This window comes from Superficieibacter sp. HKU1, assembly GCF_029319185.1.
In the GTDB taxonomy this organism is placed as follows: Bacteria; Pseudomonadota; Gammaproteobacteria; order Enterobacterales; family Enterobacteriaceae; genus Superficieibacter.
Map to the genome: position 1 here is coordinate 1313008 of NZ_CP119754.1, position 15460 is coordinate 1328467.

15 protein-coding genes and 1 other annotated feature are annotated in these 15460 nt (G+C 53.2%); of the genes, 9 read left to right on the forward strand and 6 right to left on the reverse strand.

Annotated features, from left to right (window positions below; genetic code table 11):
- Nucleotides 1-6: 6 nt before the first annotated feature.
- Entirely contained in the window at nt 7-534 is a 528-nt protein-coding gene (gene priC, locus P0H77_RS06295) for a primosomal replication protein N'' (protein WP_276164060.1), read from the reverse strand.
- Nucleotides 535-602: 68 nt separating this feature from the next.
- Between priC and P0H77_RS06300 the strand changes: the two genes are divergently transcribed.
- From P0H77_RS06300 to P0H77_RS06340, 9 genes are all read left to right on the forward strand, one after another.
- Nucleotides 603-980: a DUF454 family protein gene (locus P0H77_RS06300; RefSeq protein WP_276164061.1), complete on the forward strand. Its 378-nt coding sequence runs from the start codon at nt 603-605 to the stop codon at nt 978-980.
- Nucleotides 981-1132: 152 nt separating this feature from the next.
- On the forward strand, nt 1133-1684 hold the full coding sequence (apt, locus tag P0H77_RS06305; protein WP_276164062.1) for an adenine phosphoribosyltransferase: 552 nt from the start codon (nt 1133-1135) through the stop codon (nt 1682-1684).
- Between the two features lie 87 nt (nt 1685-1771).
- Complete coding sequence (gene dnaX / locus P0H77_RS06310) at nt 1772-3700, forward strand: DNA polymerase III subunit gamma/tau (protein WP_276165060.1); 1929 nt, start codon at nt 1772-1774, stop codon at nt 3698-3700.
- Nucleotides 3030-3094: a sequence feature (DnaX frameshifting element), on the forward strand. Its footprint overlaps the gene before it by 65 nt.
- Before the next feature lie 47 nt (nt 3701-3747).
- Nucleotides 3748-4080, forward strand: coding sequence for a YbaB/EbfC family nucleoid-associated protein (locus tag P0H77_RS06315; protein WP_276164063.1), 333 nt, complete (start codon nt 3748-3750; stop codon nt 4078-4080).
- Nucleotides 4080-4685 (forward strand): recombination mediator RecR, encoded by a 606-nt coding sequence (gene recR / locus P0H77_RS06320; RefSeq protein WP_276164064.1) that lies wholly within the window; start codon nt 4080-4082, stop codon nt 4683-4685. Before P0H77_RS06315 ends, recR begins: the two co-directional genes overlap by 1 nt.
- A 110-nt stretch (nt 4686-4795) precedes the next feature.
- Nucleotides 4796-6670, forward strand: coding sequence for a molecular chaperone HtpG (gene htpG, locus P0H77_RS06325; RefSeq protein WP_276164065.1), 1875 nt, complete (start codon nt 4796-4798; stop codon nt 6668-6670).
- A 296-nt stretch (nt 6671-6966) separates the two neighbouring features.
- Complete coding sequence (gene adk, locus P0H77_RS06330; protein ID WP_276164066.1) at nt 6967-7611, forward strand: adenylate kinase; 645 nt, start codon at nt 6967-6969, stop codon at nt 7609-7611.
- Between the two features lie 112 nt (nt 7612-7723).
- Nucleotides 7724-8686: a ferrochelatase gene (hemH, locus tag P0H77_RS06335; RefSeq protein ID WP_276164067.1), complete on the forward strand. Its 963-nt coding sequence runs from the start codon at nt 7724-7726 to the stop codon at nt 8684-8686.
- 64 nt (nt 8687-8750) lie between these two features.
- Entirely contained in the window at nt 8751-10055 is a 1305-nt protein-coding gene (locus P0H77_RS06340) for an inosine/guanosine kinase (protein WP_276164068.1), read from the forward strand.
- 57 nt (nt 10056-10112) lie between these two features.
- Here P0H77_RS06340 and P0H77_RS06345 read toward each other — a convergent pair whose 3' ends face one another.
- Genes P0H77_RS06345 through P0H77_RS06365 form a run of 5 tightly spaced genes read right to left on the reverse strand, consistent with a single transcriptional unit; the run spans nt 10113 to nt 15441 of the window.
- On the reverse strand, nt 10113-10625 hold the full coding sequence (locus P0H77_RS06345; RefSeq protein ID WP_276164069.1) for a fimbrial protein: 513 nt from the start codon (nt 10623-10625) through the stop codon (nt 10113-10115).
- Nucleotides 10626-10639: 14 nt separating this feature from the next.
- Nucleotides 10640-11155 (reverse strand): fimbrial protein, encoded by a 516-nt coding sequence (locus P0H77_RS06350; RefSeq protein WP_276164070.1) that lies wholly within the window; start codon nt 11153-11155, stop codon nt 10640-10642.
- A gap of 15 nt (nt 11156-11170) precedes the next feature.
- Nucleotides 11171-12169: a fimbrial protein gene (locus tag P0H77_RS06355; protein WP_276164071.1), complete on the reverse strand. Its 999-nt coding sequence runs from the start codon at nt 12167-12169 to the stop codon at nt 11171-11173.
- A 16-nt stretch (nt 12170-12185) separates the two neighbouring features.
- Nucleotides 12186-14738 (reverse strand): fimbria/pilus outer membrane usher protein, encoded by a 2553-nt coding sequence (locus P0H77_RS06360; RefSeq protein ID WP_276164072.1) that lies wholly within the window; start codon nt 14736-14738, stop codon nt 12186-12188.
- Nucleotides 14739-14769: 31 nt separating this feature from the next.
- Nucleotides 14770-15441: a fimbria/pilus periplasmic chaperone gene (locus P0H77_RS06365; RefSeq protein WP_276164073.1), complete on the reverse strand. Its 672-nt coding sequence runs from the start codon at nt 15439-15441 to the stop codon at nt 14770-14772.
- Nucleotides 15442-15460 lie beyond the last annotated feature (19 nt).

Here is a 15460-nt window from a genome sequence, read left to right on the forward strand (position 1 = left end):
TGTAAATCAGCGGGTCAGCTGTGCCAGTACCCGTTCGATATCGGCCAGCGCGCGTTGGCAGCGTTCGAGCCGCCCGGAAAACGCATCAATCTCGCGCGCCAGACGCTGCTGATCGGCAAGCGATGCCGCCTGCGCATGCTGCTGAACACGCTGCGCTTTCATCTCAATCAGACGGCGTTCAAACTCCTGATGCTGAAGCCGCTTACGCTGCCATTTCGTAATACCGGCAGAGCCGTTATCCCAGCCGCGCAGCGACCAGCTCGTGGTTTCCCGCGTAATGGCCTCAATCTGTGCGCTCAGATGCTCCGCCAGCCAGGCGACCTGCGGGAGTTGCTTCCGCTCCACCGCCTGACACAATTCATCATAGTGCCCCTGCGCTTCATCAACGCAAGCCTGTAATAACGTACTGCGGGTTTTAAACAGATGCCGATCGAAGCGGGCGCTCAGCGTGGCATAGTGCGCCAGTGGCGCAACGCGGGTGCGGAGTTCTTCAAGCTGTTGATGCAGAATATGCAGTAGCCGGGTGGTTTTCACCGCATTCTCTCCTGTAAATTACAACAGCTATGTTACATTAGCCGTTCAGTTACGTAACGATTCGTACTATGCGACGCACTATTCTACTCATCATTGGCTGGCTGGCGGTAGTCCTCGGTACGCTCGGCGTGTTTTTGCCGCTGTTGCCGACCACGCCATTTATTTTACTCGCGGCCTGGTGCTTTGCGCGTTCATCGCCACGCTTTCACCACTGGCTTTTATATCGGTCGTGGTTTGGCGGCTATTTGCGCCACTGGCAAACCTATCGCGCGATGCCGCCGGGGGCGAAACCGCGGGCGATTATCATGATCCTGCTGACCTTCGCCCTCTCACTGTGGCTGGTGAAGATGTTATGGGTGCGCATCCTGCTGCTGGTGATTTTAAGCTGCCTGTTAATTTTTATGTGGCGGATCCCGGTGGTTGATGCAAAACAACAAAAGCACTGAAGGGCAATAATCGCTGTTGCAATTGTCCGGCACAGCCAGTAAATTCGACCGTTTTCGAGCACGCGCGCGCCTGGTCAAAGGTTAAACAAATGTTTCTTTTGATCTCTTTCGGCTGCGCGGTGAGTAACACCGTATTAATCAGGCATATATCTATGACCGCAACTGCACAGCAGCTTGAATTTCTGAAAAACAGCATTAAAAGTATCCAGGATTATCCAAAGCCTGGCATCCTTTTCCGTGATGTCACCAGCTTGATGGAAGATCCTAAAGCGTATGCGCTCAGTATCGAATTGCTGGTTGAGCGTTATAAAGACGCCGGGATCACTAAAGTCGTTGGAACTGAAGCGCGCGGTTTCCTGTTTGGTGCGCCGGTTGCACTGGCTCTTAACGTCGGCTTTGTACCGGTGCGTAAGCCGCGTAAGTTGCCGCGTGAAACTATCGCCGAAAGCTATGAGCTGGAATACGGTACCGATCAACTGGAGATCCACGTTGATGCGATCCAGCCGGGCGACAAAGTGCTGGTGGTTGACGATCTTCTCGCTACCGGCGGCACCATTGAAGCGACCGTTAAGCTGATTCGCCGCCTGGGTGGTGAAGTAACCGACGCCGCGTTCATCATTAACCTGTTCGATCTGGGCGGCGAGCAGCGCCTGGAAAAACAGGGTATCACCAGCTACAGCCTGGTCTCCTTCCCGGGGCATTAATCCCCTGATCCACAACCTCGCTCAATGGGTGAGGTTGTGATAGCATTACCCCTTCATGAATCCACCTTCCAGCGTCAGAGCCAGCCAATGAGTTATCAGGTCTTAGCCCGCAAATGGCGTCCACAAACCTTTGCTGACGTCGTCGGCCAGGAACACGTGCTGACCGCCCTGGCAAACGGCTTATCGTTAGGGCGTATTCATCACGCATACCTTTTTTCCGGCACCCGCGGCGTCGGTAAAACCTCTATCGCCCGTTTGCTGGCGAAGGGGCTTAACTGCGAAACCGGTATCACCGCTACGCCGTGCGGCGTGTGCGATAACTGCCGCGAAATTGAGCAGGGGCGCTTCGTCGATTTAATTGAAATCGATGCCGCCTCACGCACCAAAGTTGAAGACACCCGCGACCTGCTGGATAACGTCCAGTACGCGCCCGCGCGCGGCCGCTTCAAAGTCTACCTGATCGATGAAGTGCACATGCTGTCGCGCCACAGCTTCAACGCCCTGTTGAAAACGCTGGAAGAGCCGCCGTCGCACGTGAAATTCCTGCTGGCGACCACCGATCCGCAGAAGCTGCCGGTAACGATCCTGTCGCGCTGCCTGCAGTTTCATCTCAAGGCGCTCGACGTTGAGCAGATCGGCCACCAGCTTGAGCACATTCTTAATGAAGAAAAGATTGTCCACGAACCGCGTGCGCTTCAGCTCTTATCGCGTGCCGCAGATGGCAGCCTGCGCGACGCGCTTAGCCTGACCGATCAGGCGATTGCCAGCGGCGACGGGCAGCTTACCGCCGCCGCCGTCAGCACGATGCTGGGAACGCTTGATGACGATCAGGCGCTGTCGCTGATTGAAGCGCTGGTCACGGCGAACGGCGAGAGCGTGATGTCGCTGGTCAATGAGGCTGCGCTACGCGGGATTGAGTGGGACGCCCTGCTGGTGGAAATGCAAAGCCTGCTGCATCGCATTGCGATGGTTCAGCTTTCGCCTTCGGCGCTGGGAGCGGACATGGCCGCCATTGAACAGCGAATGCGTGAATTAGCCCGCACCGTGCCGCCGACGGATATTCAGCTCTATTACCAGACACTATTGATTGGTCGTAAAGAACTCCCTTATGCACCTGACCGGCGGATGGGTGTTGAAATGACGCTCCTGCGGGCGCTGGCGTTTCATCCGCAGATGCCGCTACCGGAGCCGGAAGGGGTTCAGCAGTCGTTTGCACCGGTCGCGCCGACGGCTATCCTGACGCCGACGCAGGTGCCGCATCAGTCCGCGCCTGCGCCTGCCGCGCCGGTGGTGCAAAACGAGGCTACCAGCAGCGTGCTGGCAGCCCGCAGCCAGCTGCAGCGCGCTCAGGGAGTAACCAAACCAAAAAAGAATGAACCGGCAGCCGCTTCCCGCGCGCGGCCGGTGAATAACGCTGCGCTGGAAAGACTGGCTTCCGTTTCCGAACGGCTGCAGATGCGTCCGGCGCAAGCGACTCAGGAGGCGGTGCCGGCGAAGAAAGAAGCCTACCGCTGGAAGGCAACGACGCCGGTAAGCGAGGCGGTCAAAGACGCCATCGCCACGCCAAAAGCGTTAAAAAAAGCCCTGGAGCACGAAAAAACGCCGGAACTGGCCGAGAAACTGGCGGAAGAAGCGACGGTACGCGATCCGTGGGCGGCAGAAGTCAAACAGCTTCACCTGCCGAAGCTGGTCGAGCAGGTAGCGCTTAACGCCTGGAAAGAGCAGAACGGCGATGCTATTTGTCTGCATCTGCGTCCTGCCCAGCGTCATCTCAACTCCTCAGGCGCACAGCAGAAACTGATCGAGGCGATGACAACGTTATATGGTAAGCCGGTTGAACTGACTATCATAGAAGATGATAATCCGACAATCCGCACGCCGCTGGAATGGCGTCAGGCGATTTATGAAGAAAAACTTGCGCAGGCGCGCGAGGCGATTATTGCGGATAATAATATCCAGACGCTGCGTCGTTTCTTCGATGCGGATCTGGATGAAGAGAGTATCCGCCCCATTTGATCGTACGCTATGCGTAGGATCGTCAACCGTTAATGAGAGAGAAGCCTATGTTTGGTGGTAAAGGCGGTCTGGGTAATCTGATGAAACAGGCCCAGCAGATGCAAGAAAAAATGCAAAAAATGCAGGAAGAAATCGCTCAGCTGGAAGTGACCGGTGAATCCGGTGCCGGTCTGGTGAAAGTAACCATTAACGGTGCGCATAACTGCCGCCGTGTGGAAATCGATCCGAGCCTGCTGGAAGACGACAAAGAGATGCTGGAAGATCTGGTCGCAGCGGCATTTAACGATGCGGCGCGTCGTATCGAAGAAACCCAGAAAGAGAAAATGGCCTCCGTTTCCTCCGGCATGCAGCTGCCGCCGGGTATGAAGTTGCCGTTCTGATGCAAACCAGTCCGCTGTTAACTCAGCTTATGGAAGCACTGCGCTGCCTGCCGGGCGTCGGCCCGAAGTCGGCGCAGCGCATGGCGTTTACGCTGTTGCAGCGGGATCGCAGCGGTGGAATGCGTCTGGCGCAGTCGCTGACGAAGGCAATGTCGGAGATCGGCCACTGTGCCGATTGCCGCACCTTCACCGAGCAGGAAGTCTGCAATATCTGTGCGAACCCACGTCGTCAGGAAAACGGCCAGATCTGCGTGGTGGAGAGTCCGGCGGACATCTACGCCATTGAACAGACCGGGCAGTTCTCCGGGCGCTACTTCGTCCTGATGGGACACCTGTCGCCGCTGGACGGTATCGGCCCGCAGGATATTGGTCTCGACCGGCTTGAGCAGCGTCTGGAAAGTGAAACGCTGAAGGAAGTGATCCTTGCCACCAACCCGACGGTGGAAGGCGAGGCAACCGCCAATTACATCGCTGAACTCTGCACGCAGTACGGCGTGGACGCCAGCCGTATCGCCCATGGCGTGCCGGTGGGCGGCGAGCTGGAAATGGTCGATGGCACCACGCTGTCACACTCCCTCGCGGGTCGTCACAAGATTCGTTTTTAACCAAACGGGAGCAGAAATTTTTGCTCCCGCTTGAAATTTTCCTGGCGTAACCCCATCTCACCCTCATCACTTTTTTTACCTGATAAACGGTATTGTTGAGGTTGAACACGATGAAAGGACAAGAAACTCGCGGCTTTCAGTCAGAAGTAAAACAGCTTCTGCACCTGATGATCCACTCGCTCTATTCCAATAAAGAGATCTTCCTGCGTGAGCTTATCTCGAACGCCTCGGATGCGGCTGACAAACTGCGTTTTCGCGCGCTGTCTAACCCGGATCTGTATGAAGGCGACGGTGAACTGCGTGTGCGCGTCTCGTTCGATAAAGAACAACGTACCCTGACCATTGCCGACAACGGCGTGGGGATGAACCGTGACGATGTGGTTGACCATCTGGGCACCATCGCCAAATCAGGGACTAAATCCTTCCTTGAATCAATGGGCTCCGACCAGGCCAAAGACAGCCAGCTGATTGGCCAGTTTGGTGTCGGTTTCTACTCCGCATTTATCGTGGCGGATAAAGTCACCGTGCGCACCCGCGCGGCGGGCGATAGCGCTGAGAACGGCGTATTCTGGGAGTCTGCTGGCGAAGGCGAATATACCGTTGCCGATATCACGAAAGACGATCGCGGCACCGAAATCACCCTGCGCCTGCGCGAAGGTGAAGATGAATTCCTCGACGACTGGCGCGTGCGTTCGATTATCAGCAAATATTCCGATCATATCGCGCTGCCGGTAGAGATTGAAAAACAGGAAGAAAAAGACGGTGAAACCATCGTTTCCTGGGAAAAAATCAATAAAGCGCAGGCGCTGTGGACGCGCAACCGCGCGGAAATCAAAGACGAAGAATACACCGAGTTTTACAAACACATTGCCCATGACTTTACCGATCCGCTGACCTGGAGCCACAATCGCGTGGAAGGGAAGCAGGAGTACACCAGCCTGCTGTACATTCCGTCGCAGGCACCGTGGGACATGTGGAACCGCGATCATAAGCACGGCCTGAAACTGTACGTTCAGCGCGTCTTTATTATGGACGACGCCGAGCAGTTTATGCCGAACTACCTGCGCTTCGTGCGCGGCCTGATAGATTCCAGCGACCTGCCGCTCAACGTTTCGCGTGAGATTTTGCAGGACAGCACCGTCACCCGTAACCTGCGCAGCGCGCTGACCAAACGCGTTCTGCAAATGCTGGAAAAACTGGCGAAGGACGATGCGGAAAAATACCAGACCTTCTGGAAACAGTTCGGCCTGGTGCTGAAAGAAGGCCCGGCGGAAGACACGGCCAATCAGGAGGCGATTGCCAAACTGCTGCGCTTTGCTTCCACCCATAACGACTCTTCCGAGCAGACCGTGGCGCTGGCTGACTATGTGTCGCGCATGAAAGACGGACAGGAGAAAATCTACTACATTACCGCCGACAGCTATGCGGCCGCGAAGAGCAGCCCGCATTTGGAGCTGCTGCGTAAAAAAGGCATCGAAGTGCTGCTGCTTTCCGATCGCATCGATGAGTGGATGATGAACTATCTGACCGAGTTCGACGGTAAATCCTTCCAGTCTGTGTCGAAAGCCGACGAATCGCTGGATAAACTGGCGGATGAAGTCGATGAAAGCGCGAAAGAAGCGGAAAAAGCGCTGACGCCGTTCGTTGAGCGCGTAAAAACCCTGCTGGGCGAGCGCGTGAAAGAGGTGCGTCTGACGCATCGTCTGACCGATACGCCAGCGATTGTCACCACCGACAACGACGAAATGAGCACCCAGATGGCGAAACTGTTCGCCGCCGCGGGGCAGGCGGTGCCGGAAGTGAAATACATCTTTGAACTAAACCCGGATCACGTGCTGGTGAAACGCACCGCGGATACCCAGGATGAAGGACAGTTTAAAGAGTGGGTTGAGCTGCTGCTCGATCAGGCGCTGTTCGCCGAGCGCGGTACGCTGGAAGATCCAAACCAGTTTATCCGCCGTATGAACCAGCTTTTGGTTTCCTGATAGCGGGAGTGTGAGGCCCGGTGGCGGCTGCGCCTTACCGGGCCTACGGTTTTGGTGTCATCATGCCCGGTGGCGGATATGCCTTACCGGGCCTACGGTTTCCTGGGGTGTGTACAGCCATTCGTAGGCCCGGTAAGCGCAGCGCCACCGGGCATTGCGACGCCATACCGCTGCTTTTCCCCTTATTCTTCCCCATTAACCGTTTCAGCCCCTGTCCCTTCCTTGAGCCAATAGCGTGATGGTGGTATCGTTTAGCGCTTTGTTTAAAAATGACAACCTTTGAGGGGATTTTCGTAATGCGTATCATTCTGCTTGGCGCTCCGGGCGCAGGTAAAGGAACTCAGGCACAGTTCATCATGGAGAAATATGGCATTCCGCAAATCTCCACCGGTGACATGCTGCGCGCCGCCGTCAAATCCGGTAGCGAACTGGGCAAACAGGCAAAAGACATCATGGACGCAGGCAAGCTGGTGACGGACGAACTGGTGATCGCGCTGGTTAAAGAACGTATCGCTCAGGAAGACTGCCGCAACGGTTTCCTGCTTGACGGTTTCCCGCGCACCATCCCGCAGGCCGACGCGATGAAAGACGCAGGTATCGCCGTTGACTACGTGCTGGAATTCGATGTACCGGACGAGCTGATTGTCGATCGCATCATTGGCCGCCGCGTCCATGCCGCATCAGGCCGCGTATACCACGTTAAATTCAATCCGCCGAAGGTTGAAGGCAAAGATGATGTTACCGGCGAAGATCTGACTACCCGTAAAGACGATCAGGAAGAAACCGTGCGTAAGCGCTTGGTGGAATACCATCAGATGACCGCGCCGCTGATCGGCTACTATCAGAAAGAAGCGCAGGCGGGTAACACCCAATACGCGAAAGTTGACGGCACCAAAGCGGTCAGCGATGTACGTGCTGAACTGGAAAAAATCCTCGGTTAATGCACAGCTCACCCGGCCCGCACCGGGTGAGTTTCACCTTTCACAGCAATTAGTTCTTCTCCCGCGCTTTTCAGCTACAATTATCAGCCGTTTTAATGGATAAGAGGCGGTAATGCGTCAGACGAAAACTGGTATCCTGCTGGCTAACCTCGGCACTCCCGATGCACCGACCGCGGGTGCGGTTAAACGCTACCTGCGACAATTTTTAAGCGATAAACGCGTGGTTGATACACCTCGTCTGTTGTGGTGGCCGCTGCTGCGCGGGGTGATTTTACCGATTCGTTCGCCACGCGTGGCTAAACTTTATCAGTCGGTCTGGATGGAAGAGGGCTCCCCGCTGATGGTTTACAGCCGTCGACAGCAGCGCGCGCTGGCTGAACATCTGCCCGACATCCCCGTAGCGCTGGGAATGAGCTATGGCCAACCTTCGCTTGCCAGCGCCGTTGATGAACTGCTGGCCAGCGATGTCGATCATATCGTGGTGCTGCCGCTCTATCCGCAATATTCCTGTTCAACGGTTGCTGCCGTATGGGATGAACTGGGACGTCTGCTGGCGAAGAGTCGCCGGGTGCCCGGCGTGACGCTGATCCGCGATTATGCCGACGACACTGCCTATATTCAGGCGCTGGCAAACAGCGTGCGCGCGTCTTTTGCTACCCATGGTGAACCGGACTTGCTGCTATTGTCATATCACGGCATTCCCCAGCGCTATGCTAACGAAGGGGATGACTATCCGCAGCGCTGCCGCGATACTACGCGCGAGCTGGTGTCCGCGCTGGAGCTGCCGCCGGAAAAAGTGATGATGACCTTCCAGTCCCGCTTTGGTCGCGAGCCCTGGCTGACGCCCTATACGGATGAAACGTTAAAAATGCTGGGTGAGAAGGGCGTAAAACATATTCAGGTGATCTGCCCTGGCTTCGCCGCCGACTGTCTCGAAACGCTGGAAGAAATTGCGGTGCAGAACCGGGAGTTTTTCCTCGAAGCGGGCGGCGAGAAATATGAATATATTCCGGCACTCAATGATTCCGCAGATCATATTACGATGATGGACGAGATCACCCGGCCTTATCGCTAATCGCGCCGCAGGCGGGGAGTATGCTACTATTCTCCGCCTGTTCACTGCTATCAGAACCCCGTTCATGAAATTTCCCGGTAAACGCAAGTCCAAACACTACTTCCCCGTCAACGCACGCGATCCGCTTCTGCAACAAATTCAACCAGAAAGCGAAACCGGCACCTCGTGGATTGTCGGTATCGATCAGACGCTGGTGGATATTGAAGCCAAAGTCGATGATGCGTTTGTGGCGCGCTACGGCCTCAGCGCCGGGCATTCGCTGGTCATTGACGATGACGTTGCCGAGGCGGTGTATCAGGAACTGATGCGCGACAATCTGATTACCCACCAGTTTGCAGGCGGAACGATTGGCAACACCATGCACAACTATTCGGTACTGGCCGATGATCGTTCTGTTTTACTGGGCGTGATGTGCAGCAACATTGAAATCGGCGGCTATGCCTACCGCTATCTGTGCAATACCTCCAGCCGTACCGATCTCAACTATTTGCAGGGCGTGGACGGGCCGATCGGCCGCTGCTTTACGCTGATTAGCGACAGCGGCGAACGGACATTCGCCATTAGCCCCGGTCATATGAACCAGTTTCGTGCCGACAGCGTGCCGGAAGCCGTCATTGCCGGTGCCTCCGCGCTGGTACTGACCTCTTACCTGGTGCGCTGCAAGCCGGGCGAGCCGATGCCTGAGGCGACCATGAAAGCCATCGAATACGCTAAAAAGCATAACGTTCCGGTAGTGCTGACGCTCGGCACCAAATTTGTGATTGCAGATAACCCGGAGTGGTGGCAGGCGTTCCTCAAAGAGCACGTCTCGATTCTTGCCATGAATGAAGAAGAGGCCGAGGCGTTGACCGGGCTTAGCGATCCGCTGCTGGCGTCGGATAAGGCGCTGGACTGGGTTGATTTAGTGCTGTGTACCGCCGGTCCCATCGGCTTATATATGGCGGGCTTTACCGAGGATGAGGCCAAACGTAAAACCCAGCATCCGCTGCTGCCGGGAGCGATTGCCGAATTTAACCAGTACGAATTCAGCCGGGCAATGCGGCATAAAGATTGTATTCATCCGCTGCGCATTTTCTCTCATATTGCCCCGTATATGGGCGGCCCGGAGAAAATCATGAATACCAACGGGGCTGGCGACGGCGCGCTGGCCGCATTGCTGCACGATATCACCGCCAATAATTATCACCGCAATAATGTGCCGAACTCCAGCAAGCATAAATATACCTGGCTGACCTACTCGTCGCTGGCCCAGGTGTGTAAATATGCTAACCGCGTCAGCTATCAGGTGCTCAATCAGCACTCTCCGCGCCTGACGCGCGGCCTGCCGGAGCGGGAGGACAGTCTGGAAGAGTCGTACTGGGAGCGGTAATCGCCCGATAGCGTTTTAAAAGCGGAACGACTCTGCGTTCCGCTTTTAACGCTGCGCTTACTGATAGGTAAACGAAAATTGAACCACTGCCTTGAATTCCCCCGCGGTGACATTGCCGGTTGGAGTATACATTCGGGCTGAAAGGGGAAATACCGCGCCGCGCGTTGTCCGATCAACATCAACCGTCATTTGACCTTGTGGCGGGATCTCCGTCAGGTGATCGCGGCTCATCAACTCTAGCGCCATTCCCGTCGCGTCGCCCTGAATATTGGCAAACTTTGTCGGATCGATATCGTCTGCATCACCGGAGAAAGACACCGTAACCTGCCGGGTTGATAGTGGGCAGGCGGAGAGCGTCAGGTCAACATCCTGCCATTCGCTGGTATTACCAACGGTGGTGTAGTCGACGGCACGCGCCTGCTGGAATCTGACCGTCTGTTCTTTTGTTCCTGTATCAACCGTACATGATGCCGCCACTACGGTTCCGCTGAGTGTAATATCCGCAGCAGAGGCGGCGGCAACCCATATGCATGCCATTACCGGTATGTATCTGAAGACCTGATGCATCATTATGCCTTCCCGTATTACTGATAGGTAAACGTTGCCTGCACCTGACCCGTTATGCTGCCTGGCATGACATTGCCTTTCGACACTGCGCGGGCGCGAAGCTGAAGATCATAGGCATGAGTATCTGTGGGGATAACAACGTTTTCCAGACTGGAACCATTGTTGAACGTCTTATCTCCCGTCTGGCTTGTCAGCTCAAGCTTCAGATTCGTGGCATCACCGGTGTTTTTATAAAAATCGATATCGTCATCGGCCGTACCACTAAATGCCACACTGAAAGAGGTCGTAGCGGGAGGGCAACTGGTAAGCGCCAGGGTGAAGTTTGTCCAGTTTGTTGCACTTCCGACAGCGGTCAGGCTATCTGCCTGAATATTATCGCCCAGGTTGACCGCCAGCGAATTTTGACCGCCATTAACAACACAAGGTGAGGCAACAACTTTACCGGTAATATCAATATTAACAGCGAAGCTGGTTGCCGAAAATAAGCTTCCACAGAACAGTGTGAATAGGGCCAGTTTTTTATCCATTTTCATTTTGCATCCTTAGTGTTAGTTATACGTTACTTTTAATTCTATTGCTGTTTTGACATTGCCTGCGGTGACTTTATTTGCATCTTCGATATAGTAAGCCACCCTGAAATTCGGAATGGTATAATCACCAGAACCGTCATAACCCTCAATGGGAATAGCTTTATTAACTGCATGGGCGGTACCGTCTGGATGCTGTATTTGAATAAATATTTCTTTAGCATATCCGTCGCCTTCAACTGTTTTCAATAAACCTTCAGACGCCGTATGCGTACCGTACACAGCAGAAAATGCATAATTAATCCCGTTAATTGCACCAGGGCAATTTTTTAACGTGATAACAGGTGCGTCCGTTGGTTTCACCGCACCGTTTACTATATCCGTTCCATAAATAGTTGGTAGCTTTATTTCCGTTGGCGCGTCAACAACGCAGGAAGTCACCATAGGTTGTACAGAAACCCCAGAAAGCGCAAGGAAAGATAAATTACTCTGCGCACTTCCTGGCGGATTATGGTAATTCAATATAACGTCGGGAACGGTAGTTATCGGACCTGCGGGTACCTTTTCTGTCAAACGTACAAGCTGATATTTAATATGCATAAAACCGTTTGCACTCACGTTTGACGAAGTAATGGTTATAGTATTTGGCGCGATTACACCATAATTGGGCGTAAATAAACCCGGAGTAGAATAGTTCAGCTGATAGGCTATCCCTACACCTGGATTATTTGTCTTATAAACAGTCGCGCCATCACTGCTAAGGGTACCAGTTGGGGTACCATTAATTGTCAGATCTGCATAACCCTTTCCGTCATATTCTACATCAATGTCAACGGCATAAAGTCCGTGGTCATCAAACCACGTACTGCCCCCGACATTAGCCGGTATAGACCACGAGCTGAAATTATAAGAATATGTTACGCGTTGAGCTGAATCAGTATGAAATGCTCCAGAGTAGCTGGTTTCTGATAAAACAAGCAGCCCTGCACAGAATATAATTTTTAAAATATTTTTATTCATGATTTATGATCTTTTGTTATTGGCATAAGGCATTCATTTCAATCACGCCACTGGAAGGGGGATTATCAGGGAGACGATAAACGATGTGACATTGTTCGTTTTGTTTACGTCCCCATTTAGCAGACAATGCTCCCCGATCCTGCATCCCTGAAAGGTAAGCCTGGCCACCATCTCCCACAATAGAGGTATTGTTGGAAACGTTATCAACGGCAATCGTTGCGCCAAACGGAACAGCTTCACCATTACTTCGGGTCAGCGTCATTAATACGCGTTTACCAACCCGTGTATCGAAATGGGCTCGCACAATGGCACCACGGGTAGGAGTAACCATACGCGAGGTTAATGTCACATCTGTATTTTCTGGCAACGCGTCAGTGTCAAGGGTAATATCCGTTTCACGATAAGGGCTGATATAGGGAACAATGGTGTAACCACGGAAGTCAGTTTTAACACCTGTTTGATTATTAATATCTACACCAGCTACGCCCGGCGCTTCCACTAATGCCGAGGTTTCACCCAGCGCCTGGCTGAACGTGAGTCCATGCGCATGAGCAACAATGCCTCCCTCAATGCCATAGTTCAACCGGCGCTGATCGTGATCGTAACTGTACGCCGCATTCATTCTGGCGTAGGTTCCCTGATAATCGAGGCTGGCATTACCGCCATTACCCTGACCATGATTCGTTTCGCTTTCCTGAACGCTCCAGTTCAGATTCTGGTCTTCCAGGGCAGAACCGTTAATTCCGACAGTGTGACTGGTATCTCCCTGTTTACTGGTGTTCAGGCTATAGCTTGCCCAGGTATTACTGAGCCAGCGGTCCAGCGGAATATTGATGCTCAGAGAGAATATCTGGTCTTTGCTATAAACGTTGTCATTGTCTTTGCCGTCGGTCGTATTACGGTTGTAGCTGTAATTCAGGCTGTAAGTGATCCCGTTCCAGTTATTGCTGTAACTAACACCCAGCGAACGCATATTACGATCGGTGTTCCAGTAGTCTTCGCTAACCGCGCTAAGAGAAAGCGAACCTGCATTTTCCCATAGATTTTGATTAAGCGTAAATTCAGTGCGATTACGGCGACGATCGATGGTGTTTTGCCAGTCATGATCACGCCAGGTATCCAGCACTTCCTGAAGGGTGTAATAACCTGACGTGGAGTAGCGGTACCCGGCAATGGAAATATTTGTACCGGTGCTGAGCATGTTTTTACTGTAACGAACACGTACCGACTGTCCGCTGGCTTTTTCCTCGTCTTTTTGTTCAGACCAGGCCTGCGTGCTATCCAGTGAAACTGCTCCGAATCCGCCGAAGTTTTTACCGACACCTGCCAGTAACGATGTATAGTGCTGCGAGAACTGTCCCCCGCTATAAACCGTGAAACCAGCAGGTAAACCGTAAATAGCCGTTCCCTGAGCGAAGTTTGCTTTATCAACAGCGCTATCATATGGACGATACTGGCCTCCCGTCACACTGTACTTGAAGCGCCCTTCTCGTTGCAGGACGGGCAGGGAAGCGTAGGGCACCAGCTGGTGCTGCTCACTGCCGTCCGCCTCTTTTATAGTGACATCCAGATCGCCACTACTTCCCGTTGGGTACATATCCGTGATTTCAAAGGCACCCGGTGAGACGTAGGTCTGGTAAATAGTGTAACCGTTCTGCTTAATGATAATCTGCGCATTGGTCCGGGCGATGCCGCGAACGATCGGTGCATAACCACGTAGACTTTCCGGTAGCATATCGTCATCAGAGGCGAGTTGAACTCCACGGAAAGGGACGCCATCAAACATATCCGAGGGAGAGGTGCTATCACCTGCCGTCAGCTGGCTTTTCAGGGCAATAATATTGCGCTGTGCGTAGGTATAAACAGAATCCCAGCTCTCCTGGGCATCCTCACCTGAGATATTACGTGTCCAGGTACTGTAGTTACGGATACGCCAGGGACCCAGATTTATTCCTGGACGCAGGTTCAGATAATAATTGTCCGAATCAGGCTGACCGGACTGCCGTGCCTGCGTGTTTCCCCCGCTAAAGCTGTAATTTAAAAGCAGGGCGTTGATACCTTCGTCCAGACGCTCCGGTGCCACATAGCCGCGGGCTTGCATATCCATTGCCGCCTGCGGAATGGCAAGTATCAACTGCTGACGATTAAATTCAAAGCGGGAACTGGCCTGTGGAATAGCGGCCAGATTTGCGCACTCGCTGGTATCGCCAAGCTGAGGGAAAAGATTGACGCGGATCCCCAGTTCTTTTAGCGTTTCTACGCTAAAGCAGGGTTTCAACGTGTCCTGGCCGTTACTGTCTTTTTGCAGGGTAAAATTCACGTCACGTGGACCCGCTGAGGTGTTATTAACAATAATATCCACGTGATAGGTACCAGGCATTTGCCCCATACCGTCTTCGAAAGAGGAGAGATCGGTAATATCTTTTCCGGGACCATCAATGCCCAGTAGTGCCGGGTTAAAATATTCACGCGCCATGGCGGATTGTGACACGGGTAAAATACATTGCAGAGCAACAAAGCAGGCCAGTCTGCTGAGCGTTATTTTTTTCTTCTTAGCATCTGCTTTCATTCTGTATCCTTACAGAGTCGGACATACGTTTTCACAGAGAAGTGTGGTGTTCTGCACCGGTAGCACCAAAATCACTGATGAGTGTCCAGCTTATTTGTCCGGACGCTCCGGCAGGGATGGTGAACGTAGCGCTACTCCCAGGGGAAACATAGGTCGCATCTTTCACCATGCTGCCGCCAACTTTTACAAGACTAAAATTCATGTAGTAGGGAGTCGGGTTAGTCACCGTCAGCTGCTGGTTATTCCGTTGCCATGTCAGTTTATCTGCGAGGGTTTCTGGCATAGCGTTCAGAGACTGTGGGCGGTAAATGAGCTTAAGACGCGTTTTGATGGCGATCTGTAAGGTATTACCGTTATTCTCCCCTGAGGTGGCCGGAATCGACTTAACATTCATCCAGTACATTGATTCGCGGTCTTCCGGTAAGTTACCGCCAGTGCGGACAATTCGTAAGGTATTCTCTTCACTACCCCCCAGGCGGAATAACGGAGGGGTAATAATAAAAGGTGCTTTACTATTATTATCACTGCTTTCAACCCACGATTGAATAAGATAAGAATATTTATCCGGGTTTTTAATGCTTAAAGAGGCTTCTTTTTTTCCACCCTGATAGATAACGCGGGTACCACCGATAATGACCCCGGCGTGAGTTACTGGTGCTGAAAAAATAAATGCAGCAGCGATGAGCGAACTCAATAATTTCATTAGACCTCCTTAAAAAGTA

Coding starts and splice junctions, on each gene's coding strand:
- P0H77_RS06350 (WP_276164070.1), bottom strand. CDS start 11,155: ATGAAAATGGATAAAAAACTGGCCCTATTCACACTGTTCTGTGGAAGC.
- P0H77_RS06300 (WP_276164061.1), top strand. CDS start 603: ATGCGACGCACTATTCTACTCATCATTGGCTGGCTGGCGGTAGTCCTC.
- P0H77_RS06360 (WP_276164072.1), bottom strand. CDS start 14,738: ATGAAAGCAGATGCTAAGAAGAAAAAAATAACGCTCAGCAGACTGGCC.
- apt (WP_276164062.1), top strand. CDS start 1,133: ATGACCGCAACTGCACAGCAGCTTGAATTTCTGAAAAACAGCATTAAA.
- P0H77_RS06345 (WP_276164069.1), bottom strand. CDS start 10,625: ATGATGCATCAGGTCTTCAGATACATACCGGTAATGGCATGCATATGG.
- P0H77_RS06315 (WP_276164063.1), top strand. CDS start 3,748: ATGTTTGGTGGTAAAGGCGGTCTGGGTAATCTGATGAAACAGGCCCAG.
- P0H77_RS06355 (WP_276164071.1), bottom strand. CDS start 12,169: ATGAATAAAAATATTTTAAAAATTATATTCTGTGCAGGGCTGCTTGTT.
- htpG (WP_276164065.1), top strand. CDS start 4,796: ATGAAAGGACAAGAAACTCGCGGCTTTCAGTCAGAAGTAAAACAGCTT.
- P0H77_RS06365 (WP_276164073.1), bottom strand. CDS start 15,441: ATGAAATTATTGAGTTCGCTCATCGCTGCTGCATTTATTTTTTCAGCA.
- P0H77_RS06340 (WP_276164068.1), top strand. CDS start 8,751: ATGAAATTTCCCGGTAAACGCAAGTCCAAACACTACTTCCCCGTCAAC.
- dnaX (WP_276165060.1), top strand. CDS start 1,772: ATGAGTTATCAGGTCTTAGCCCGCAAATGGCGTCCACAAACCTTTGCT.
- hemH (WP_276164067.1), top strand. CDS start 7,724: ATGCGTCAGACGAAAACTGGTATCCTGCTGGCTAACCTCGGCACTCCC.
- adk (WP_276164066.1), top strand. CDS start 6,967: ATGCGTATCATTCTGCTTGGCGCTCCGGGCGCAGGTAAAGGAACTCAG.
- recR (WP_276164064.1), top strand. CDS start 4,080: ATGCAAACCAGTCCGCTGTTAACTCAGCTTATGGAAGCACTGCGCTGC.